The following is a 22,547-nucleotide window of genomic DNA, read 5'->3' as shown; positions in this document are numbered from 1 at the left end:
ACCTGTCGATTACATCAAGCCGTTGGCCGCGTCACGTTCCGGTGGATCGGCGTGGTCGATCGCGTTGGCTGTGACCGGGGGCCGAAACATCAAGCTGGTAAACGATCAGGTCTCAGAGCAGGTCGTCGTCGCGATCGGGTTGCAGCGGCTCGGGGTCTGCATCACGCGCGGGATGGGCGTGTCCCGGGCTTTCAATCTCGCGTTCGGGCAGGCCTTTGCCGGGTTCGGCAAACGGCGGTTGCGGGTTCATGGGGTTGGTTGGCATTGGAATGCTCCACGTTTGCTGGTGAGCATCGAGAGTGGCGGCGCAGACGTTAACGGCATGCGATAGCCAGGTGAGGGCGGTGATGACCGCTACATGGGCGAACTATGCATCTACCGAAGCGGAGTCGCTATCGCACAGCAGCAATCGGTAGGCCGGATTATCGCTTTCGTTGGAATGTGGATAACCCAACGTGCCGAGAAACTGCTGGAATATCGCCCGCTCGTGCGGTGGCACCTGGATGCCGACCAGAATGCGGCCGTAGTCGGCGCCGTGATTGCGGTAGTGGAACAGGCTGATGTTCCAGTCCGGGTGCATGTGTTCGAGAAAGCGCAGCAGCGCGCCGGGCCGCTCGGGAAATTCGAAGCGATACAACTGTTCGTCGTGCGCCAGCGTTGATCGTCCGCCGATCATGTGGCGCAGGTGCAGTTTGGCCAGTTCGTCGTCGGTGAGGTCGAGCACGCCGAAGCCTTGCTCCTTGAACGCAGCGAGCAGTGCGTCGCGGTCTTCGCGCTTGGTGATCTGCACGCCCACGAAAATATGTGCGGACGACGCATCGCCGATGCGGTAGTTGAACTCGGTGACACTGTGTTGGCCCAGCGCGGCGCAGAAGCGTTTGAAGCTGCCGCGTTCTTCGGGCACGGTGACCGCAAATACCGCTTCGCGCTGTTCGCCGATGCTGGCGCGCTCGGCAACGAAACGGAGGCGATCAAAATTCATGTTGGCGCCGGATACCACCGCCACCAGTGCGCCCTCGCAGGGACCGTGCACTGCTACATACTGCTTGAGCCCAGCCAGGGCCAGCGCGCCAGAGGGCTCCGCCACGCTGCGGGTGTCCTGATAAATGTCGCGGATCGCTGCGCAGATCGCGTCGGTGTCCACGCGCAGCATGGTGTCGACATGGCGGCGACACAGTTCGAAGGTGTGCACGCCAACCTGTTTTACGGTGGTGCCGTCGGCGAACGGACCCACTTCGTCGAGCGCGACACGTTCGCCGGCTTCCAGCGACTGTGCCATGGCATCGGAGTCCGCCGCCTGCACACCGATCACCTTGACGTTGGGTCGCAGCGCCTTGATGCAGGTTGCGATGCCTGCCAGCAAGCCACCGCCACCCACCGGCACGAAGACGGCATGCAGTGCCTCCGGATGCTGACGAAGGATTTCCAGGCCGACGGTGGCCTGTCCTGCGATCACATCGATATCGTCGAAGGGATGCACAAACACGCTGCCGTGCGTGTGTTGAAGCTGTGCCGCTTCGACCTGCGCATCGCTGTAGGAATCGCCAGTCAGCACGACCTGCACAAAGTCACCGCCGAAGCGGTGCACGGCATCGATCTTCACCTGCGGCGCGGTTACCGGCATCACGATGGTGGTCTGGATACCGAGCTTCGCCGCGGCCAGTGCCACGCCCTGCGCGTGATTGCCGGCAGACGCCGCGATAATGCCGCGCGCGCGCTGTGCGGCATCGAGTTTCACCATGCGGTTGTAGGCACCGCGCAGCTTGAATGAGAACACCGATTGCTGGTCTTCGCGTTTCAGCCAGATATCGCTGCCGAGCTTCGACGACAGCAGCGGTGCGAATTCCAGCGGCGACTCGCGTGCCACGTCATAGACGCGCGAAGACTGTGCGCGCGTCAGGATCTCGGCATCGCTTGGCGTGCCTGCGCTTTCCGCAAGCAGCGACTGCTTCTCATCGACGACGGCATTCACGGCGGTGCAGTCATCGCCACGAGTCGACCCGATTCACTGCCGCTCAGGGACAGCGTGGAAACATCGAGCACGTCGATCAGCTTACGCGTCTGCCGCACGATCTGTTCCAGCGTGGCTTCGTCGCCATGCAACACCAGCGTGAGTTGCGAGATCGCCGGGTCATGCGTGGCGGCCACGGTCAGCGTGTCGATATTGCAGTGGCGCGCGGCGAACATCCCGGCCACGCGCAGCAGCGCGCCGGATTCGTTCTGCAGAAGAATGGAGAGTGTGTGGCGCATAAGTCGGTACTCAGAACATGTCGACGAGGGGAGTGGAGGTCACCGGTGGCGCAGCGCTGGCATCGCGCGCGGCGATGTGATCGCCGGTGATCATCTGCGCGTAGGTGGCACCGGGGCCGACCATCGGATAGACGCCGGCATCGGGGTCGATCATCACTTCGAGAAAAGCCGGTCCGTCGAAGCGGAGAAAATCGGCAATAGTCGCCGCCATGGCTTCCTTGCGGTCCAGCCGCTGGGCGAACTTGAAACCATCGGCCTGCGCCGCCTTGACGAAATCCTTGCTGTGCAGGCTCTTGTCCGACGCGGCGAAGCGACCCTTGAAGTACAGCTTCTGCCACTGCCGGACCATGCCGTCGCCGAGGTTGTTGAACACCACCACTTTCACCGGCAGGTTGTAGGTGGTGCAGGCTTCCATCTCGCCGATGTTCATGCGGATGCTGGCATCGCCGTCGATGTCGATCACCAGCGCGTCGGGCCGGGCGAACTGCGCGCCGATCGCCGCCGGCAGGCCGAAGCCCATCGTGCCCATCGAACCGGAGGTGAGCCACTGCCGCGGCTCGCGGAACGCCGAGTATTGCGCCGCCCACATCTGATGCTGGCCCACGCCGGTGCTGATGATCGCGCGGCCCTGGGTGTGCTTGTTGATTTCCTCGATCACCGCATAAGGCTGGATCAATTCGCTGTCACGGTCGTAGTTCATCGCATGTACACGCTTCAGTTCGGCGATGTGCGTATGCCATGCGTCGAGCTTCGGTCGCTTGCCGTGCGCGATGCCGTACTCGGTCAGTCGCTCCAGCGTACGCACCATCGGACCGCAGTGATGCCACTGGATGGCCTTGACTTTGCCGAATTCGGCCGGGTCGATATCGATCTGCGCAATGAACTTGGCTCGCGGCGCAAACTTGTCCGGCACGCCGGCCACGCGGTCATCGAAGCGCGCACCGAGCGCAAGAATGAAATCGCAATCCTCTACCGCGTAATTGGCGTACGCCGTACCATGCATACCGAGCATGTGCAGCGCCAGTGGATCGCTGGTGTCGAGCGCACCCAGGCCCATCAGTGTGGTGGTGACGGGCAGACGGAACGCATCGACAAAGGTACGCAAGGCATGCGACGCCTCGGCCGCGATCACACCGCCGCCGGCGTAGATCAGCGGACGCTGCGCGGCATCCAGGGCAGCGAAGAACGCGGCGCATTCGGCGTCATCCAGTCGTGCGTCATTCACCGCACGCAGGCGCGCGCGATAGCCGGGAATGGGCAGACGTGACTGGCCGTCGAACCGCAGCGCAGTGTTCTGTACGTTCTTCGGAATATCCACCACCACCGGACCGGGGCGGCCAGTGCGTGCGATCTCGAACGCCGTGCGCAGCGTGGCTTCCAGCATCTCGGCGTCGGTGACCAGGAACACATGCTTGGCGCAGGCGCCCATGATGTTGCTGACCGGTGCTTCCTGGAATGCATCGCTGCCCAGCGAGGTGGTGGCGACCTGGCCGCAGATCACCACCATGGGTGTGGAGTCGGCCATGGCGTCGCGCACCGGCGTGACCATGTTGGTGGCGCCAGGGCCCGATGTGACCACCGCCACGCCAACCTTGCCTGACGCGCGCGCATAGCCCGACGCCATGAAGCCGGCACCCTGCTCATTGGCCGGCACGATCAGCGGCATCGGTTCGGTGCCGTCGGAGCGCGCGTGTTCGGCGTTGTAGCGAAACAGCGCGTCGTACACCGGCAGGATCGCGCCACCGGAATAACCGAACATTACGCTGACGCACTCGTCGGCAAGCACCTGTACCACCACTTCGGCACCGCTCATCGGTGTACCGGTGAGTGGATGCCGTGCATCGTTGATGCTAATGGACGGTGTCGGCTTGTGTGCTTTCAGCAGTTGCGTAGTCACAATGGATGTCCTGGGTTTGCCGCGAGTCGGCTGCTTACGGAATGTCTGGTGATGGCTGGCGCGCCCGCAGGTTGCACCACGCTATTCATATTTGGACGTCTAATTGCGGATTAATTCGACCGCATCCATGTTGATGCCCACCATGGCGTAGGTAGGCTCGCCGTAGATCGACTCGATCAGCGCCTCCTGATCGGTGGCGGAAAAATTCTCCCATTCGATGCCGTTGGCATCCTTGGAGATAGTGAAGCCCTTGGCCTCGTCGTCCTCGAAGCCGATATGGCGAACCTGACCGGCCTGCTCGGGGAGTTCGTTGATCGAGAAGTTCAGTTGTCGGGTGCGCCACAACGCGTACTTGTCCTGAACCACGAGCTGCGGCGACTGGCCAAGGCGCGCGCTGTAGTCGGCGATGGAGTCATCGAGGTTGCGCACAGCCAGAGCGATATGAAAACGTTTCATGAGCATTCTCAGATGAAGTTAACTTGATGAGATGGATCGGTTAGGGTCAATGGCCGCCACGCGGATGGAATCGCGTGGCGGCCATTGGTTCAGGGCTCAGCCCACTTTCTTCAGCGGTTCGGCTGCCGGCGTTGCAGCGGCTTTGCCGGCCTGCAGCCATGGCATGCGCGCGCGCAGCTCCTTGCCGACCTTCTCGATCGGATGATCGAGATCGGCCTGCTTGAACTTTTTGTAGTTCGGCAGGCCGGCCTTGTATTCCGCCGTCCAGTTCTTCGCGAAGGTGCCATCCTGGATATCGGTGAGCACGGCCTTCATGCGCTTCTTGGTCTCGGCATCGACGATGCGCGGACCGCTGACGTAATCGCCGTACTGCGCGGTCTCGGAGACGAACTCCAGCATGCGGGTGATGCCGCCTTCGTAGAACAGGTCGACGATCAGCTTCAGCTCGTGCATCACTTCGTAGTAGGCGATCTCGGGCTGGTAGCCGGCTTCGACCAGCGTCTCGAAGCCCTTGATCACCAGCTCGCTGGCGCCGCCGCACAGCACGGCTTGCTCGCCGAACAGATCGGTCTCGGTTTCTTCCTTGAAGTCGGTCTGGATCAGCATCGCGCGACCGCCACCGATACCGTCGGCATAGGCCTTGGTGGTTGCTTCGGCGTGACCGCTGACATCCTGGTGCACGGCCCAGATGCACGGCACGCCGCGGCCGCGTTCGTATTCGCTGCGCACCAGTGCACCCGGGCCCTTCGGCGCGACCAGGATCACGTCGATGTCGTCGCGCGGGCTGATCTGCTTGAAGTGGATGTTGAAGCCGTGGGCGAACAGCAGCGCAGCACCGGGCTTGATGTTCGGCTCGATCACGTCCTTGTACAGAGTTGGCTGCACCATGTCCGGCGTCAGCACGGCGACCAGATCGGCACCGATCACGGCGTGCGCGGGTTCGACCACGGCGAAGCCGTCGGCCTCGGCCTTTTTCCAGGTCGGGCCGCCGGGACGCAGGCCGATCACCACGTCGAGGCCGGAATCCTTCAGGTTCAGGGCGTGGGCGCGGCCCTGGCTGCCGTAGCCGAGAACGGCGATGCGCGCCTTGGCGAGAGTGTCGTTGGTGGTGTGGCTCATGCGGTGGCTCCTGGGTTCGATTGGGTTTGAGTCGCTTGGGTGGAAGAGTTTTTGGACGTCTGGATGGCTGGACGACCGGATGCATTGATTGGCTGAGTGGTGGCGCCATCGGAGGCGGAACCGACCAGCAGCGCGTATTTGGCTAGCGCGCCGTGGGTGACTTTGGGTGCTGGTGGATGCCAGTCGGCACGGCGGCTGGTCAGGTCGACACTGGTGCGCAGCTCGCGCTTTTCCGCATCGATGATCACGCTGTCGCCTTCGCGCAGCAGGGCGATCGGACCGCCGCGCGCGGCTTCTGGTGCGATGTGGCCGACCATGAATCCGTGGGTAGCGCCGGAAAAGCGACCGTCGGTGATCAGCGCCACGTCGTTGCCCAGGCCGCGACCGATCAGCGCCGCAGTGACGCCGAGCATTTCGCGCATGCCGGGGCCGCCCGCCGGGCCTTCGTTACGGATCACGATGACGTCGCCGGCGTGGATGTGGTCGCCCTGCACGGCGGCGAAGGCTTGCTCCTCGCTCTCGAACACGCGGGCTTTGCCTTCGAACTGACCACTTTCCTTGCCGGCCAGCTTGAGGATGCAGCCGTCCGGCGCGAGGTTGCCGTAAAGGATGGAATAGCCGCCGCGGGGCTTGAGCGGGCGGCTGACCGGATGCACCACGTCCTGCTTGTCGGCACGCGGCGCGGCGGCAGCTTCCTCGAACAGGCTGCGGCCGGTAATGGTGGGTGCGTCATCCAGCATGTCGACCGCAATCAGCTCCTGCGCTACGCGGCCGCTACCGCCCGCACCGAACAACTCGACCGCGGTATAGCGGCCGGCCGGCAGCAGGTCGGCAATCACCGGGGTATGCACCGAGGCCGGCTCGAAATCTTCCAGGTTCCATTCGATATCGGCTTCGCGGGCGATCGCCAGCAGGTGCAACACGGCATTGGTGGAGCCCGCGGTTGCCGCGACCATGCGCGCGGCATTGCGGAACGAGGTGCGGCTGAGCAGGTCGAGCGGCTTGCGGTCCTGTTTGAAGCATTCCATCACCAGTTCGCCGCAGCGAAATGCGGCCTGACCTTTGGCCGGATGCGTGGCCGGAATGTCATTGAAGCCCATTGGCGACAGCCCCAGCGTGGTCAGCACCATCGCCATCGTGTTGGCAGTGAACTGGCCGCCGCAGGCGCCAGCGCCGGGGCAAGCATCTTTTTCCACTGAGGTCAGTTCGGCATCGCTGATCTTGCCCGCACCGTGCGCGCCGACGGCCTCGAACACCTGCTGGATGGTGATCGGGTGATTGTCATGCGTGCCGTGGGCGATGCTGCCGCCATAGAGCGCGACGGCGGGGATATTCAATCGTGCCATCGCCATCGCGGCGGCCGGAATGGTCTTGTCGCAGCCGCACAGCACCACCATCGCATCGAGGCAGTGGCCGTCGACGGCCAGCTCGATCGAGTCGGTGATCACTTCACGGCTGATCAGCGAGGCGCGCATGCCTGGGGTGCCCATGGCGATGCCGTCGGTCACGGCGATGGTGTTGAACTCGATCGGCGTGCCGCCGGCGGCGCGGACGCCAGCGGCAGCATGCTCGGCCAGTTCGCGCAGGTTGAGGTTGCACGGGCTCACGTTGGACCATGTGTGCACGATGGCGACCAGCGGTTTGGCGATGGCTTCATCGTCCAGCCCGGTGGCACGCAGCATCGCGCGAGCAGGGGCCCGATCGGGGCCGGTCTTGATCTGATCACTACGCATGGGGGATTCCAGTAGTTTTGAATGGCACCGGTGTGGAAGGCATCTGCTGAGGCGGCGATATAAAAAAACTGGACGCGTCCCTGTGTCCAATCGGGGAACTGCAAATACGTTGAGGAGCGGGTTTCATGCGCTGGCGCCGGCGAACGAGGTTTCGGCGGCCTCGACGTGACGGTCGATCGCGCGCAGCACCGCATCGCGCACCGCATCGGTGCCGGCGTCGCCGCCGATGTCGCGGGTATGCGGGCCCTCGCGCAACACCTGGTCGACAGCCGCCTCGATCGCGGCGGCTTCGGCATCCAGCTGCAGCGAGTGACGCAGCAGCATCGCGGCGGAAAGGATCGTGCCGATCGGGTTGGCCACGCCCTTGCCCGCGATGTCCGGTGCTGAGCCGTGGATCGGTTCGTACAGTCCTTTGCTGCCATCGCCCAGCGAGGCCGATGGCAGCAGGCCGAGGGAACCGGCAATCGCGGCGGCTTCGTCGGTCAGGATGTCGCCGAACAGGTTCTCGGTCACCACCACGTCGTAATGCGAAGGCTGGGTCAGCAGCAGCATCGCCATCGAATCGACTAGCTGATGCTCGACAGAAATATCCGGATACTCCGGCGCGATGCGCTGCACCGTGCTGCGCCACAGCCGCGAGGTTTCCAGCACGTTGGCCTTGTCCACCGAGGTGAGATGTTTCTTGCGGCCGCGTGCCAGATCAAACGCACGACGCACCACGCGTTCGATCTCGTGCACGGTGTACTTGCACTCGTCGGTGGCGGTGTCCTCGGTGCGCGTCTTGGCGCCGAAGTAGGTGCCGCCGGTGAGTTCGCGCACGAACAGCACATCGACGTTTTTCAGCTTCTCGTTTTTCAGCGGCGACAGGTTGGCCAGTGCGGGATGCACTTGCAACGGGCGCAGGTTCGCGTACACGCCCAGCGCCGCGCGCAACGCCAGCAGCCCCTGCTCGGGGCGAACCTTGGCATTCGGATCAGACCACTTCGGTCCACCGACCGCGCCCAGCAGCACGGCATCGGCGCGTTTGCAGGCCTCCAGCGAGGCGGCCGGCAACGGCTCACCAAAAGCGTCGATGGCGGCACCACCGATCGCCTGTTCTTCAAAAGCGAAAGTATGGCCGCCATGTTTCGCGATGGCGTTGAGTACAGCCACCGCGGCAGCGGTGACTTCCGGGCCGACACCGTCGCCGGGGAGGGTAACGATATGTGCCTTCATGCGGCCTGGTCCTTGTGCTGATGTTCGTAAGCGGTGATCGCGTCGTTCTGCTGCAACAGGTAGCCAAGCTGGTCGACACCGTTGAGCAGACAGTGCTTGGCAAACGGCTCAAGCTCGAAACCGATGCGGCTGCCGTCGGGCACCGCCACGAACTGCTCGCGTACGTCGATGCTCAGCTCGATACCGGGTTGTTCCAGCAGGCGGCGATGCGCATCCGCTGGCACCACGATGGTGAGCAGGCCGTTCTTCAACGAATTGCTGCGGAAGATGTCCGCGATCTCCGACGAGATCACCGCCTGCAGGCCGAAATCCAGCAGCGCCCAAGGTGCGTGTTCGCGCGAAGAGCCGCAGCCGAAGTTGTGGCCAGCCACCAGGATGGCGCAGCCTTTCGTTTCCGGTTTATTGAGCGGGAAGTCCGGGTTGTCGCTGCCGTCGGCGCTGTAGCGCCAGTCGTTGAAGGCGAATCTGCCCAGCCCGGAGCGTTCGGTGGTGGTGAGGAAGCGCGCCGGGATGATGCGGTCAGTGTCGATGTTCTCGAACGGCAGCACGGCGGTGCGCGAGCGGATCTGTGTCAGCGGCTTCATGCGGCCTGCTCCAGAAACGTGGATGGGTCGGTGATCTGGCCGGTGACGGCAGCAACCGCTGCTACCAGCGGGCTGGCCAGCACGGTGCGTGCGCCCTTGCCCTGACGGCCTTCGAAGTTGCGATTGCTGGTGGACACCACCAGCTGGCCCGGCTGGGCGATATCGCCGTTCATGCCGATGCACATCGAGCAGCCGGCTTCGCGCCATTCGGCGCCGGCGGCACGGAACACTTCGTCCAGGCCTTCCGCCTCGGCTTCGCGCTTGATCAGCACCGAGCCGGGCACGATCAGGGCGCGCACGCCGGGCGCGACCTTGCGGCCGCGCATGACATCCGCTGCCTCGCGCAGATCGGACAAGCGCGAATTGGTGCAACTGCCGACGAAGACCACGTCGACCTTCTCTCCGGTCAAGCGCTGGCCGCCGCTGAACTGCATATAGGCCAACGCCTTTTCTTCCTGGGCATCACGGGCAGCGGGAATGGCCGCACCGATAGGCGTGACCATGCCCGGATGGGTGCCGTAGGTGATCGTGGCGCCGATGTCGGTGGCGTCGATAAACACCTCGTTGTCGTACGCCGCCCCGTCGTCGGTGACCAGCGATTTCCAGTGCGTCACGGCGGCGTCCCACGCGGCACCTTGCGGTGCACGCGGACGGCCCTTGAGCCAGGCAAAGGTAGTCTCGTCCGGGGCGATCAGGCCAGCGCGGGCGCCCGCCTCGATCGACATGTTGCACACCGTCATGCGCTGTTCCATCGACAAGGCCTCGATGGCACTACCGCGGTATTCGATCACCTGGCCGGTGCCGCCGCCCACGCCGATTTTTCCGATCACGTGCAGGATCAGATCCTTCGCGCCGACGCCAGGCTTGAGCTTGCCGTTGACGTGGATGGCCAGCGTTTTGGGCTTGCGCTGCAGCAGGCACTGCGTGGCCAGTACGTGACCGACTTCGGTGGTGCCGATGCCGAACGCCAGCGCGCCGAACGCGCCATGCGTGGCGGTGTGGCTGTCGCCGCAGACGATCGTCATGCCCGGCTGCGTAGCACCGTACTCGGGGCCGATCACGTGGACGATGCCACGGTGGTCACTCCCCCAGCCGTTCAACTCGATACCGAATTCGGCGCAGTTCGCTTCCAGCATCGCCACCTGCTGCCCAGCTTCCGGCGTGACATAGGCATAGTTGCCTGCCGCATCGGCCGGGGACGTTGGTGTTGAATGATCCAGCGTTGCCAGCACCTTGTCCGGGCGGCGCACGGGCAGCCCCCGCTGGCGCAGTTCGGTGAAGGCCTGCGGCGTGGTCACTTCGTGGATCAGGTGTAGATCAACGTACAGGGTTGCCGGGGTGTCGTTGGTTTCGGCCACCACCTCGTGGGCGTCCCAGACTTTTTCGAATAGTGTCTTCGCAGTCACGCCGCGATCTCCTTGGTTGACGGCTCTATGTGAGGAGTGCGGCCATGGATGGCCGCTTCTTGATCTTCGCGGTCAGCGATGGGCGCACTCACATAATTCAGCCAACCGCGACTGTCTTCGGTGCGGCCGTCGAACAGGCCAAAGAAGGCTTGCTGGAGCGCGCGGGTGATTGGGCCGGGCTCGCCCTTGCCGACGGGTTTACGGTCGACCGAGCGCACCGGTGTGACTTCGGCCGCGGTGCCGGTCATGAAAATCTCGTCGGCCGAATAAAGCGCCTCGCGCGGCATGTCGCGTTCTTCCACGCGCAGGCCCATGTCCTCGGCCAACGTGATGATGGTGTCGCGGGTGATGCCGGCCAGGATGCCGGCGCTGGTGGGTGGCGTGAACAGCCGGCCCTTGCGCACCAGGAACAGGTTTTCGCCGGCGCCTTCGCTGAGCAGGCCGTTGTGGCCCAACGCGATGCCTTCGTCGTAACCGCCGCGTCGTGCTTCGAACGCAATCAGCTGGCTGTTCAGGTAATTGCCGCCGGCCTTGGCCCAGCTCGGGAAAGTATTGGGCGCAGCGCGGTTCCACGATGACACGCAGACGTCGGCGCCCACCTCCAGTGCATCACCCAGATACGCGCCCCAGTCCAGCGCCATGATCGACACGTCCACCGGCGAGCCATCCTTCGGCAGCACGCCCAGGGCGCCGGCGCCGCGAAACACAATCGGCCGTACATAGGCCGAGGCCATCTGGTTGACGCGGATCAGCTCGATGCAGGCGGCGTTGATTTCGTCTTCGGTGTAACCGACGTCGATCTCGTACATGCTGGCCGATTCGAACAAACGGTGCGTGTGATCGGTCAGGCGGAAATACGCCGGCCCGCGGTGCGTGGCATAGACGCGCTCGCCCTCGAACACTGAGGAGCCGTAATGCAAGGCGTGGGCGCTGACGTGGACGGTGGCTTCGGCCCAGGGCTTGATACTGCCGTTGTGCCAGATGAAAGGTGTGGTCATGACAAGTTCCGAATGAAGTAACGAATGCGTAGTAGTCAGAGATGGGCGACGGCGACGCGCTGCATGGCTGGCGTCTGACGTTCGATGCGGTTGACGATGTCCAGCGCTGCTAGTGCGGTGGCTTCGACGATGTCGGTGCTGACACCGTGGCCGCGCCAGTCGCGTTCGTTGTGGCGCACGGTGAGCTGGGCCTGACCCTGCGCATCGCCGCCTTCGCTGACCGAGCGCACGGCGAAGTCGGTCAGCTTCAGTTCGTTGCCCGCAGCGCGTTCGATTGCGCGCAACACGGCGTCGACCGGGCCGTCGCCGATCGCGGTTTCGCTGGCTTCCTGACCGTCGTCGTGCGCCAGCTTGACCGAGGCCGAGGCGCTGCCGCCCAGGTGCGTGGTGGTGTTGAGCTGCACGATCCGCCACGGGCCAGCGGCATCGGGATCCAGACCCATCGCGATGGCTTCCAGATCCTCGTCGTGGATTTCTCGCTTTTTGTCGGCCAGTGTTTTGAAGCGCGCAAAGATGTCGTCCATCGCGGTCTCGTCGACCTTTTGGCCCAGACTTTCCAGGCGCTGGCGCAGCGCGGCGCGGCCGGAATGCTTGCCCAGCACCATGCGTACCTCGGGAATGCCGACGTCTTCCGAACGCATGATTTCGTAAGTGCCACGATGTTTCAGCATGCCGTGCTGGTGGATGCCCGATTCGTGCGCAAACGCGTTATCGCCGACGATGGCCTTGTTGCGCGGCACGGCCTGGCCGGTGATCTGGGTCAGCAGGCGTGAGGTCGGATGCAGCTTGCGTGTGTCGATGCGGGTATCGACGTCGAAATAGGGCGCGCGCACCTTCAGGGCCATGACGATTTCTTCCAGCGACGCGTTGCCGGCACGCTCGCCGATGCCGTTGATGGTGCACTCGACTTGACGCGCGCCGGCGCTGATCGCGGCCAGGCTGTTGGCCACGGCCATGCCCAGATCGTCGTGGCAATGGCTGGAGAAGATCACCTTGTCGGCGCCTTTGACGTTCTTGCGCAGGTAAGTGAACAGCTCGAAGATTTCCGATGGCGTCGTGTAACCGACCGTATCCGGCGCGTTGACGGTGGTGGCGCCCGCAGCAATGGCGGCGCTGAACACCTCGACCAGAAAGTCTGGTTCCGTCCGTAACGCGTCCTCAGCGGAGAACTCCACTTCATGGCACAGGCCGCGGGCGCGCTCGACGGCCATCACGGTCGTGTCCAGCACTTGTGCCTTGCTCATGCGCAGCTTGTGCTCGCGATGCAGCGGGCTGGTCGACAGAAAGACATGAATGCGCGAATGGTTGGCTTTTTCCAGTGCTCGGCCGGTGGTGTCGATGTCGCCGGTCTGGCAGCGCGCCAGGCCGCAAACGGTGGTGGTCTTCAGCAGCCGGGCGATGTCGGCGACGGCAGCAAAGTCATCCGGCGAGGCTTGCGGAAAGCCGGCCTCGAGCACGTCGACGCCAAGTGCCTCTAGCGCCTGCGCCATGCGCAGCTTGGCGCGGCGGTCCATCGAGAAGCCGGGCGCCTGTTCGCCATCGCGCAAGGTAGTGTCGAAAATACGCACGTGATCGGCCGCTACGTCGCTGATGCCGTCGTCAGATTGCTGGTCTTGGTTTTTCATCATGGCTCCGCTGTGTGTGCGTTGCCGATGGCATTAAAAAACCCCGCTCCGTTGCCGGTGCGGGGTTCTTTGGGAGTCTTCAGGTTTTTCTATCACCCTGGACACATGCCCTCAGCCCGCACCTCCGTTGGTAATAAGGAGTACGAGTACAAGGGTAACGAGAAGCTTGCCGCGCAGCTGCAGCAGGGCATCGACCGAGACGAGGCGGCTGGTCGGAGTACGGCTGCGGTGGCTTGTGCGTTGCGACATGTGGTTGACCGTAAGGCACCTTGGTAAAGCCTGTCAACCTTTTTCTGAAGTAGTTTCCTTGGTAACTTTTTTGTTGCGGGCAAATCCGCATTTGGACGGCTGGCCGTCCAGATGTTCTGCCACGCGTTTGCGCTGGCTATGAAAGGATCGAACGCAGATACAGTTGCAGCGCGCGCTCCAGCTGGGCGAGTGCGTTCTTGCGATCGGGGAGGCCGGGCTCCGCATTTATTGCCAGCGCGGCCTTCATCAGTTGCTGGACGACTATCGTTGCCGCCTGCAATGTGACGAGGGGCATGCTGGGTGACTTCTGTCGCAAGATTGCCTGAAGCTCGGCACGCAAGCGCTTGCGGATGGTGGTGCCATGGCTTGCGGGAAGCGATGCCGATTCCGCAAGCACGGCAAAGGCCGGATAGCGCCGACGAAAGAGCACCAGAAAGCCGATCAGCTGCGTACCGAGCTGATCGATGTCCCATGTTCCGGCTTGTGCGACGAGTGTTGCCAACCTCGCATACAACGCTTCGGTGTATTCGGCCAGCAGCGCCTGTACCAGCGCTTCCCTGCTCGGGAAAAACTGGTAGAGCGAGCCGATCGAGGCGCCTGCGCGGGCAGCAATCTCGGTCAGTGTGACCGCATCGTAACCCTTCTCGACAAAGCAGCTGGCGGCCGCGTTCAACAGCGCGGCGACGCGCTCGTGCCCCCGTTTGCGGGTGGGTTCGCGCATGGCTTGGCTTGCTTTTTGTGAGGTCATCCTCATAAAATCCTAAGTGAGCGTATCCTCACATATATGCTTGAACTATGGTTTGGAGGCTATTGTGGAAAACTTGAATCCGCAGAATACCGCGCTTGTTCTGATTGATCTGCAAAAGGGCATTGCACCCTTTGCCGGCGGGCCGCACAGCTCGTCCGACGTGTTTGCACGGGCTGGCGCGCTGGCATCGCGCTTTCGCGCCTTGAAGGCGCCGGTGGTACTGGTGCGCGTGGGCTGGTCGGCTGATTTTGGCGATGCGCTCAAGCAGCCGGTCGATCGTCCGGCGCCTGTTTCACCGAATGGTTTGCCGGCCAACTGGCTCGAGCTTGCCGATGAACTCGCGACCGAACCGGGCGATATTCTTGTCATGAAACGCCAGTGGGGTGCTTTTTACGGCACCGATCTCGACCTGCAACTGCGCCGTCGCGGCATCACGCAGATCGTGCTGGGCGGCATCTCCACCAACATCGGTGTCGAGTCGACCGCGCGTTCTGCGTGGGAGCATGGCTATGCCGTGATCTTTGCCGAAGACGCGATGAGCGCAGCGAATGCCGAGCAGCACCGCTTCGCGATCGACAACATCTTTCCGCGGCTGGGTCGGGTGCGATCGACGGCTGAGATTCTCGGGATCTTGGCCTGAGATCTGGGTCCGTGGCATCGAATCTGTCATTAGCACGGCTAGACGCTTTTGAAGGCATCCATCATTTGATACGCGTTGGCTATGCTAATGACTGAGCAGCCAGGCCTTGAGCGCTTGGTCATCCGCCGTCAGCGGCTCGGCGATGGCCGGGCGAGCCAGCATGGCGGAGAGTGCGTCCGGTACATCGACAGGGTGTCCGATCAACGGCTCGACCACGCTGTCGAACTTGGCCGGATGGGCGGTGGCAACCACGGTCCATGACGTGGTGTCGCCGGCGGCGCGCAGCTGGTCGAGCCGGTGCACGGCGGTCGCGGTATGTGGGCAGAACACCTCGCCGTGATCGCGGGCGTGGGCGGTGATGGTTGCTTGAATCGCTTCGTCGCTGACGCTGTGCGCTTGCAGTAATTGGCGCATCACGTGCTCATCGGGAAAGGTCCAACGCAGTCGTTCGACGTTGCTCGGCGCGCCTACGTCCATCGCGTTGGCAAGCGTGGTGATCGCCGCGCGCGGCTGGTAGTCGGCACCGGCGAAATAGTCGGATAGGGTGGTGTTGGCGTTGCAGGCGAGCTGCACCTGGCCGATCGGTAAGCCCATTTCGCGCACCCACAGGCAGGCCATCGCGTTGCCGAGGTTGCCGGTGGGCACGATGACATTGAGCGGTTCGCCGTGTTCGCGCCACCAGCCCAGCGCGGCGTGCGCGTAGTAGCTCATCTGCGGCAGCAGGCGCCCGAGGCTGATGCTGTTGGCCGAGGTCAGCGGCACGGTGGCCTGCAGCTTCGTATCGCTGAGCGCCGCCTTGACCATGCGCTGGCAGTCGTCGAAACGGCCGTCTATACGCAATGCGTGCACGTTGTCGCCGAAGCAGCCCAGCTGATGCGCCTGGCGTGGCGACACCTTGCCATCGGGATACAAAATCACCACGCGCAAACCGGACTGGTGGTGGAAAGCCGCGCCCACGGCAGCACCCGTATCGCCAGAGGTAGCGACGAGAATCGTCAGCGGCCGCGCATCGGCACGCGGCAGCCTTCGCATGCAGGCAGCGAGGAAGCGCGCGCCGATATCCTTGAAGGCGGCGGTCGGGCCGTGGAAGAGTTCCAGCACGTGCGCGTTGCCCCGCGGCAGTGCGCGCATCGGCGTGTCTAGATTCAGTGATTCGGCGCAAATCGCAGGTAGTTCATCCGCCAGCGCATCGCCGGCGAAGAACGGCGCCAGAAGGGTGGCGGCGGTATCGGCGAGCGTGCCGTGTGGATCGAACGCGGACGCATCGAGTCGCGGAAGCGCCTCGGGCGCGTATAGGCCACCGTCGGGCGCCAAGCCGGCGGCAATGGCGGCGCTGATCGACACGGTCGGGCTGCCGCCACGCGTGCTGACATAGTGCATCGCGGCCGCCGTCGCGGCGGCTTTCAATATGGCTGCCGTCATGCGCCCTCGCCGGCCGGAGCCTTGATCCAGGTATTTTCGTCTATGGCATCGATCAGCCGCGCGGCTGGGCCATCAACGGGTGCGACATAGGTGTCGCTATCAAGTCCGGCGTCGGCGAATGCGGCGCGCATGGACGCAGCGGCGGCCTCGGCATCGGCCCGCTGCTCGTACCAGCCGAATACGCTGGGGCCGGCACCGGAGATGCTGGCGCCCATGGCGCGATGATCGAGCGCAGCCTGCTTCACTCGGGCGAAGTTCGGTACCAGCGAAGCGCGGCGCGGTTCCACCAGCACGTCCTTGAGGCCTTCGCGCACCAGCGCAGCGTCGCTGCGATAGCAGCCAGCCAGTACCAGGGCGAGGTTGGCACTCTGCGCCACAAACGCGCTCAGCGGATACTCGCCGGCCAGCGCTGCGCGGGCCTTGCGCGTTTCCAGCACGTAATGCGGATGCACCAGCGCGCAGTGCCACGCGGCTGGGACGGGAATGCGCAGCAGGCGATCATGGGTTGCCAGAACCAGGCCACCAAGCAGCATCGGGCCCAAGTTGTCGCCGTGCCGGCTGCCGCTGGCGACCGTTTCGCCATCGAGCGCAAAGCCATACAGTGATTCATGCGGCAGCGGCTTTTCCAGCAGTGCGTTGGCGGCGATCAGCGCGGCCACGCACGATGCGGCCGATCCGGCCATGCCGGAACCCAGGGCGATGCCCTTGTGCAGCACGATTTCAAAACCATGGCGCAGACCGAGCGCCTTGCGCAGCGATATCAACGCGGCGCCGGCCGTATTGCCCTGCGCGTCGGTGGGCAGATCGACCACGCTGCCGTGGATTGCCGAAATGCGCACCACGGGTTCCTCGATGCGGCGCACGTCGGCGCGGTCACCGGCGCCAGCCATGCTGTGGCCGAGGATGTCGAAACCTACCCCCACGTTGCCCACACAGGCGGGGGCAAAGGCGAGAGCACGGCGGGCACGTTGCGGAGCGGACTTCATGACTTCCTGCGGCTGACTGTTCGGTTGTGCAGCATTGTTCTGCGGTAGCGCGCTCATGCGTGCACCTGCAGCGATTCGGCGATGCGCAGCAAGTCGGCAAACACGCCGGCAGCCGTCACTTCCGGTCCGGCACCCGGGCCTTGCACCAACATAGGATTATCGCAGTAGCGGCGGGTACGAAACTGCACCACGTTATCGGTCAGCCGCGTATGGGCAAATGCGTGCGAGGCCGGCAGCACCATCAGCCGCACGCTGGCGTGGCCGGCATGGTCCAGATGGGCGACGTGGCGCAGCACACCATTGCAGGCGCGTGCCTCGGCCAGCTTGGCCGCCATCGGCGCGTCCAGCTCGTCCAGTCGCTGCATGAATTCCTCACGCGGCAGCTCGTCCAGTGCGGCCGGTACCAGGCTTTCCACCGATACATCATCCAGCGACAGCGACCAGCCCGCTTCGCGTGCCAGGATCACCAGCTTGCGCGCCACGTCGGTACCGGAGAGATCGTCGCGCGGATCGGGCTCGGTATAACCCAGCGCATGCGCTTCGCGCACCAGTGCCGAAAATGGCTGCGCGCCGTCGTGGCGGTTGCACAGCCACGCCAGCGTGCCGGAAAACATGCCCTCGGCGGCCAGCAGCTCGTCGCCGGTATCGAGCAGATCGCGCAGCGTCTGTACTACCGGCAGCCCGGCACACACCGTGGCTTCGTAGCGAAAGCGCGAGCCGTCGGCACACGCGCGCTGGATGGCCTGCCAGCGATCCAGCGGACCGCTGCCGGCCAGCTTGTTCGGGGTCACCACATGCAGGCCGGATTTGAGCCAGGCCGGGTAGCGCGAGACGATGTCGTCATTGGCGCTGCAGTCGATCAACAGTGCATGGCGGCCGCCGCTGCGCACGTGCTCGGCAAAAGCATCCAGGTCATTCGGCCGCCAGGTCTGCGCGCCGCCGTGGCGGCCGTTGAGTTCGGCGTCGTCGCAGTCCAGCCACATGCGCTTGCTGGCGACCACGCCGCGCAGTTGCAGGGTCAGTCCGCTGTCCCGCAGCAGCCGTGGTTGTGCTGCACGCAGCTGATCCAGCAGGGCGCTGCCGACCCGACCGGGACCGATCAGGCCAACGGCCAGCACCCGCTGACGCAGCGACGGTGGCGCCAGCGGGAAGGCCGCGCGACGTTTGAGGGGTTGTTCGGCGAGTTGGGGTGCACAGATGTTCACAGTAGCCTCCGGATGAGGCCCCGATCTCTGTGGCGGGTCGGTGTGTGCCGGCTCGCCTCTTGGAGGGCGGAGCCGTTGCGCGTTTGTTAGAACCTATTCGCGCACCGACTCCCACCCCGTACCAGTACCGGTCGTGGTGGTAATCGTAATGGTGGACGAGGAAATGCCGGTCGGCGCTATGCCTACCGACGATGGCATGACGCCGGCGTTAACCGGTGCGAAATGCATGCGTGCTGGCAGGAAGGTCGATGACATGGCCTGAACATAGATGCGATGCAGCAACGGCGTCAATAGGTGCAATTGAAACTTTTTACACGGATAAAGCCCGCTATAAACCACTTGGACTTTGGAAAAAGACTTAAAAATGAGGTGCGAGGAAAAGCTCGGGTCGACCGGTACGGATGTTATTTAGGAGCCACCAAGTGGCGTCACCAGATGCAACCCCTGATCGGCAAGGGAGATGCTTCCATCCGGAAGTGCATCTATATCGCGATCCGCTATTCGGCTTTGGCTATCCCAAGGGTTTTGTTCTACGGGGCCAGGCACGTAGATATCCCACTTGCCGTACTCGGGTGTCGGACGCTCAAGGGAGTCCGCAATGCTGAAGTTTATGGGTACTCGTGCGTACCAGTAGCCATCCATGGAATGATCGTTTGATCCAGGGGTAGGGAATGTCCATTTGCGAACAGCATCAAGAGAGGCATTGGCAAGGAGGGACCTCCACCTTTTCATAGTCGACTCGGAAGGCATACCACCTGGTTGGGCATCCAGGTTGACTTGTTCGGCAAAGGCATCGACCGCCTGCCCCTGCTTATTCACTCGAACTAATAAATACACCGAGCCGGCAACACGATCCCGGATTGCCGAAGCAGGATACGTTGGAGGAATTCGGTTTGCATATAGGGAGCCTTTGGCATTCGTATTTTGATCGAATTGGGCTCCGCTCATCCGAAGAACGTAATTTCCGTTGTCTTGAGGCTGGGCAATAACGCGGACGTTCATTTTTGCCGCTGCGGCGACTGGCTGGCCGTCACGCTTTGTCGGCGCAAATCGCCATGATGGAACGCCCTTATTCATCAGATCCACAACAGCGCTGGGAAGCTTGCTGGTTTGGTCCAAGGTAAAGCTGCGAACGGTCCCGTCGGGCGCCACGATAATGGAGCCTGTAACGAGCATGCTCGCCTGGAACTGCTTTTGTGAGCTAGCCGCTGCGGTGAGCGCTGTGCAAGACAGAACAGCGAGAAATAGCCAAGACGTTAAACGATTCATCCCTGATCTCCCTTATGACTTGTTTCAAGTCTATCCAGTTTCTCTTCGCATTTGGGTTAAAGCTAATGCAGGATGAATCTTAGTCAATCATGGTCTTTTCGCGAACGGTCTGTCAGCGCGCCAGGGCGTAGCTCAACTAATTCGATAATTAAATAAAACACTTGGCAAATTGCGGTGCGTTCGTTGTGCCCGCTCGATGAGAACCACTTTTGATTTGACGAAAGGCCGTCTCACCTCAGCAAGTGGCATTGGCTACGCTTCTCGTGCGCCATAAGCGCTGGCCTGGTGACAGGCCAGCATGGTTACGTCTGTAATTTTGCTGCGTTACCGCAACGAACGAGGCGAGCTTTTTGCCATCCGTCAAAGCTTCGCCGAAAACGTGAGTTCATAGCTGCGCTCCGGTATCGTGAAATACAGTGGAGTGCTGTCTTCCGCGGTGTAGCCGGACAGGTAGTAGATGCTCTTGTTGTCGAAGACGTTGTTGACCTGCACGCCGACCTTGATGCTCTTCAGTGCGCCAAAGCCTTCGGTAAACGTATAACTCGCCGCAAAGTTGGTGATGGCATAGCCTCCGAACGGCTGTTGCAGGCCGGTATCGCCATAGCGATGGCCGACGAATTTGTCGATCAGCGAGGCGTACAGCGGCCCGCTGCTGTAGATCACGCCCAGCGCGGCGGTCTTGCTTGGCGCGTTCGGCAACCACTGGTTGGTAGCGTTGTCGATAGCGCGGTTGAGCGAGCCATTCGCGTATACGCTGAAGCCGTTGCCGAGCAGATAGGTGCCCTCGGCTTCCAGGCCTTTGTAGACGGCGCCGCCGGCGTTGTAGAACGTGGTAGTGCCGGCAACGGTACGGCTTTCGATCTTGTTGTTGAAATTGATGTAGTAACCGTCAGCCGAGACTGTGAGACGGCCATCGGTCCAGGTGGTGCCGAGTTGTTTGTTGATGGTCTGCTCGGGTTTGAGCGTGTTGTCCTGCGGCGCGGTGGTATAGAAAGTATTGAGGTTGGGCGCCAGGAAGCCCTTGGCGACCTGCGCATAGGCGGTCCAGTTGTCACTCAGCTGCCAGTGCAGTGCCAGCGATGGCAACAGCTTGGTGAAGTCCTTGGAGTACTGCAGCGGATCGCCAGTTTTCTGGTTGACGGTTGCGTCGAGGTTGCGCTTGAAGTCGGCGTACTTTACGCCGCCGGTCAGTGACACCTGGTCGGTGATGTTCCAGTTGTATTCGAGGAATGGCTGGAAAGTGGTCAGCGTATCGGTCATGTAGCGATCGGTAGCCTGGGAAGGCGTGCCGTTGAGCGCGAAGTCCTGGCTGTCGTCCACCTCGTACTGCCAGCGCAGGTTGTTCTGATGGTCGTACCAGAAGCCGGTGCGCACTTCACCGGGTCCAAAGTCCTTGCTCAGGCGAAAGATATCGCCCCACGACGTATAGGTATTGCGCATGCGCTGACCCGGCACATCGGTCGGACTGTAGACCGTGCCGTTGGGGGTCTCGCCATTCGGATCTTCGCCGTTGTAGCCGAAGTGGTTGTAGGAGTACGTGTAGAGCTTGTTGTCGATGGTCCAGCCATCGAACGCCGAGTGCAGCCCGATGTAACCCATATAGGTACTGATGTCGTCGAAGTTGTAGCCGTAGTAATCCTGACTGTCGGGGTTGTTGGTCAGGCCGTAGTTCGGGCCATAGGCGTTGATCTGTTCGCGTGTAGCACCCAGTGGAACGTCCTGGTGGATCTTGTTGTACATGCCGACGAAGGTCAGGGTCGTATTGTCGCCGATCGGTTGCACGACCTTGGCGAAAATATTCTGCCGGCGCTGTCCGGAGTAAGTCAGATAGCCGTCCGAACTGGCGTTCTCCACATTGATCAGCGCCGTGGTACCACCGGTCTGCTGGATCACACCGGTATCGAGCTGAGCGCCTTCGACCCAGGTTCCAAAGCTACCGTAGGTCAGATAGGGCTCGATGCCGAAGGTGTTGGACGGCGTGCGCGAACCCACCGCAATGGTGCCGCCGAAGGTGGCGTTACCCAACGTGCTGGCCGTGCCCGGGCCGCGATCGACGACGATGCTGCCGGTGTCCTGGTTGGTGAAGTACGAGGTCGAGTGATGGGTGAAGTCGTTCGAGTCGCCCCAGGGAATGCCATCGAATGTCACGTTGTATTCGCCGTCCTGGAAGCCGCGCATGGTCACGCTCTGGGCTTCCATCAGGCCCGGACCGTTTGGCGCGACAGTGGAGACGCTCGGTGCGATGGAAATCGCGTCGCTGTAGTCGCCGGTCGTCGCCACATTCTCGCGCAGGTACTGCTCGCCGATGATCGACTGCGGCTGTACTGCAATCATCGAACCCTGCGTCGGTGCAATCTGATCGACGGTGACGGCGGCACCGGTGACTTTTACCGCATCCAGATTTTGCACTTTCTTGGTTGAATCCGTTGTGGCATCACCGGTCGTCGTTGGCGCAGAGACGGCCGGAGTCACGTCGCTGGCGCGACTGGCCAGCGGCAATGCTGCAGCCAGACACAAGGCAAGGTGAATGCTCTTGAAAAGGGTAGTGCGACTTATCCGCTTCATGGTTATCCAGAAAGAGTGGTTAATGACCTAACGACCACTATTTCTAGTTTCAAACCATGACAATTTGATAACCAAATTGTCGTTATGAAGACTATTTTAAAAATACCAAAATAATACTTAAATACTAAGCTGAAACTAAGCATGCATAAGAAACAAAGCGCAAATTTTTACGGTGAAATT

General features: G+C 62.5%; 21 protein-coding genes. 1 reads left to right on the top strand and 20 read right to left on the bottom strand.

The window, feature by feature from the left end; all coding sequences use genetic code 11:
- Nucleotides 1-112: 112 nt before the first annotated feature.
- From HDE80_RS15735 to HDE80_RS15670, 14 genes are all read right to left on the bottom strand, one after another.
- The gene (locus HDE80_RS15735) at nucleotides 113-265 is read right to left on the bottom strand and encodes a hypothetical protein (protein ID WP_184672443.1); all 153 of its coding nucleotides are present in this window, start codon (nucleotides 263-265) and stop codon (nucleotides 113-115) included.
- A gap of 102 nt (nucleotides 266-367) precedes the next feature.
- Complete coding sequence (ilvA, locus tag HDE80_RS15730) at nucleotides 368-1,942, bottom strand: threonine ammonia-lyase, biosynthetic (RefSeq protein WP_221437653.1); 1,575 nt, start codon at nucleotides 1,940-1,942, stop codon at nucleotides 368-370.
- A gap of 26 nt (nucleotides 1,943-1,968) precedes the next feature.
- On the bottom strand, nucleotides 1,969-2,250 hold the full coding sequence (ilvN, locus tag HDE80_RS15725) for an acetolactate synthase small subunit (RefSeq protein WP_184602796.1): 282 nt from the start codon (nucleotides 2,248-2,250) through the stop codon (nucleotides 1,969-1,971).
- Nucleotides 2,251-2,260: 10 nt separating this feature from the next.
- Nucleotides 2,261-4,063: a biosynthetic-type acetolactate synthase large subunit gene (gene ilvB / locus HDE80_RS15720; protein WP_184672623.1), complete on the bottom strand. Its 1,803-nt coding sequence runs from the start codon at nucleotides 4,061-4,063 to the stop codon at nucleotides 2,261-2,263.
- Nucleotides 4,064-4,246: 183 nt separating this feature from the next.
- Nucleotides 4,247-4,603, bottom strand: coding sequence for a hypothetical protein (locus tag HDE80_RS15715; protein WP_184672439.1), 357 nt, complete (start codon nucleotides 4,601-4,603; stop codon nucleotides 4,247-4,249).
- A 96-nt stretch (nucleotides 4,604-4,699) separates the two neighbouring features.
- Nucleotides 4,700-5,722 carry a ketol-acid reductoisomerase gene (ilvC, locus tag HDE80_RS15710; RefSeq protein ID WP_184672437.1) on the bottom strand — a complete coding sequence of 341 codons (1,023 nt, stop codon included), beginning with the start codon at nucleotides 5,720-5,722 and terminating at the stop codon, nucleotides 4,700-4,702.
- On the bottom strand, nucleotides 5,719-7,455 hold the full coding sequence (gene ilvD, locus HDE80_RS15705; RefSeq protein ID WP_184672435.1) for a dihydroxy-acid dehydratase: 1,737 nt from the start codon (nucleotides 7,453-7,455) through the stop codon (nucleotides 5,719-5,721). Before ilvD ends, ilvC begins: the two co-directional genes overlap by 4 nt.
- A 123-nt stretch (nucleotides 7,456-7,578) precedes the next feature.
- On the bottom strand, nucleotides 7,579-8,670 hold the full coding sequence (leuB, locus tag HDE80_RS15700) for a 3-isopropylmalate dehydrogenase (protein WP_184672433.1): 1,092 nt from the start codon (nucleotides 8,668-8,670) through the stop codon (nucleotides 7,579-7,581).
- A complete protein-coding gene (gene leuD / locus HDE80_RS15695; protein WP_184672431.1) occupies nucleotides 8,667-9,254 on the bottom strand; it encodes a 3-isopropylmalate dehydratase small subunit in 588 nt (195 codons plus the stop codon). Before leuD ends, leuB begins: the two co-directional genes overlap by 4 nt.
- The gene (gene leuC / locus HDE80_RS15690) at nucleotides 9,251-10,660 is read right to left on the bottom strand and encodes a 3-isopropylmalate dehydratase large subunit (protein ID WP_184672429.1); all 1,410 of its coding nucleotides are present in this window, start codon (nucleotides 10,658-10,660) and stop codon (nucleotides 9,251-9,253) included. The genes leuD and leuC overlap by 4 nt, the downstream gene beginning before the upstream one ends.
- Nucleotides 10,657-11,658 carry a branched-chain amino acid transaminase gene (locus tag HDE80_RS15685; RefSeq protein WP_184602783.1) on the bottom strand — a complete coding sequence of 334 codons (1,002 nt, stop codon included), beginning with the start codon at nucleotides 11,656-11,658 and terminating at the stop codon, nucleotides 10,657-10,659. Before HDE80_RS15685 ends, leuC begins: the two co-directional genes overlap by 4 nt.
- Nucleotides 11,659-11,693: 35 nt before the next feature.
- A complete protein-coding gene (locus HDE80_RS15680; RefSeq protein ID WP_184602781.1) occupies nucleotides 11,694-13,286 on the bottom strand; it encodes a 2-isopropylmalate synthase in 1,593 nt (530 codons plus the stop codon).
- Nucleotides 13,287-13,394: 108 nt separating this feature from the next.
- The gene (locus HDE80_RS15675) at nucleotides 13,395-13,532 is read right to left on the bottom strand and encodes a hypothetical protein (protein WP_184672427.1); all 138 of its coding nucleotides are present in this window, start codon (nucleotides 13,530-13,532) and stop codon (nucleotides 13,395-13,397) included.
- A 136-nt stretch (nucleotides 13,533-13,668) separates the two neighbouring features.
- Complete coding sequence (locus HDE80_RS15670; protein WP_184672425.1) at nucleotides 13,669-14,253, bottom strand: TetR/AcrR family transcriptional regulator; 585 nt, start codon at nucleotides 14,251-14,253, stop codon at nucleotides 13,669-13,671.
- A 91-nt stretch (nucleotides 14,254-14,344) separates the two neighbouring features.
- Here HDE80_RS15670 and HDE80_RS15665 point away from each other — a divergent pair, with 91 nt between their 5' ends.
- On the top strand, nucleotides 14,345-14,920 hold the full coding sequence (locus HDE80_RS15665) for a hydrolase (RefSeq protein ID WP_184672423.1): 576 nt from the start codon (nucleotides 14,345-14,347) through the stop codon (nucleotides 14,918-14,920).
- A gap of 84 nt (nucleotides 14,921-15,004) precedes the next feature.
- On the opposite strand, the gene thrC is transcribed toward HDE80_RS15665, so the two are convergent.
- The 6 genes from thrC to HDE80_RS15635 all read right to left on the bottom strand — a co-directional run bounded on the left by thrC (nucleotide 15,005) and on the right by HDE80_RS15635 (nucleotide 22,367).
- A complete protein-coding gene (thrC, locus tag HDE80_RS15660) occupies nucleotides 15,005-16,300 on the bottom strand; it encodes a threonine synthase (RefSeq protein ID WP_184672621.1) in 1,296 nt (431 codons plus the stop codon).
- 38 nt (nucleotides 16,301-16,338) lie between these two features.
- A complete protein-coding gene (locus HDE80_RS15655; protein WP_184672619.1) occupies nucleotides 16,339-17,328 on the bottom strand; it encodes a homoserine kinase in 990 nt (329 codons plus the stop codon).
- A 53-nt stretch (nucleotides 17,329-17,381) separates the two neighbouring features.
- Nucleotides 17,382-18,473, bottom strand: a complete 1,092-nt coding sequence (locus tag HDE80_RS15650; RefSeq protein WP_221437651.1) for a homoserine dehydrogenase — start codon at nucleotides 18,471-18,473, stop codon at nucleotides 17,382-17,384.
- 153 nt (nucleotides 18,474-18,626) lie between these two features.
- Nucleotides 18,627-18,788 carry a hypothetical protein gene (locus tag HDE80_RS15645; RefSeq protein ID WP_184672419.1) on the bottom strand — a complete coding sequence of 54 codons (162 nt, stop codon included), beginning with the start codon at nucleotides 18,786-18,788 and terminating at the stop codon, nucleotides 18,627-18,629.
- A 153-nt stretch (nucleotides 18,789-18,941) separates the two neighbouring features.
- Nucleotides 18,942-19,802: an energy transducer TonB gene (locus HDE80_RS15640; protein ID WP_184672417.1), complete on the bottom strand. Its 861-nt coding sequence runs from the start codon at nucleotides 19,800-19,802 to the stop codon at nucleotides 18,942-18,944.
- Nucleotides 19,803-20,162: 360 nt separating this feature from the next.
- The gene (locus HDE80_RS15635) at nucleotides 20,163-22,367 is read right to left on the bottom strand and encodes a TonB-dependent receptor (RefSeq protein ID WP_184672415.1); all 2,205 of its coding nucleotides are present in this window, start codon (nucleotides 22,365-22,367) and stop codon (nucleotides 20,163-20,165) included.
- Between the last annotated feature and the right edge of the window lie 180 nt (nucleotides 22,368-22,547).

Source organism: Rhodanobacter sp. A1T4, assembly GCF_014207185.1.
Taxonomy (GTDB): Bacteria; Pseudomonadota; Gammaproteobacteria; order Xanthomonadales; family Rhodanobacteraceae; genus Rhodanobacter.
Note: the sequence above shows the minus strand (reverse complement) of the source record. Positions and strands in the feature narration are given on the sequence as shown.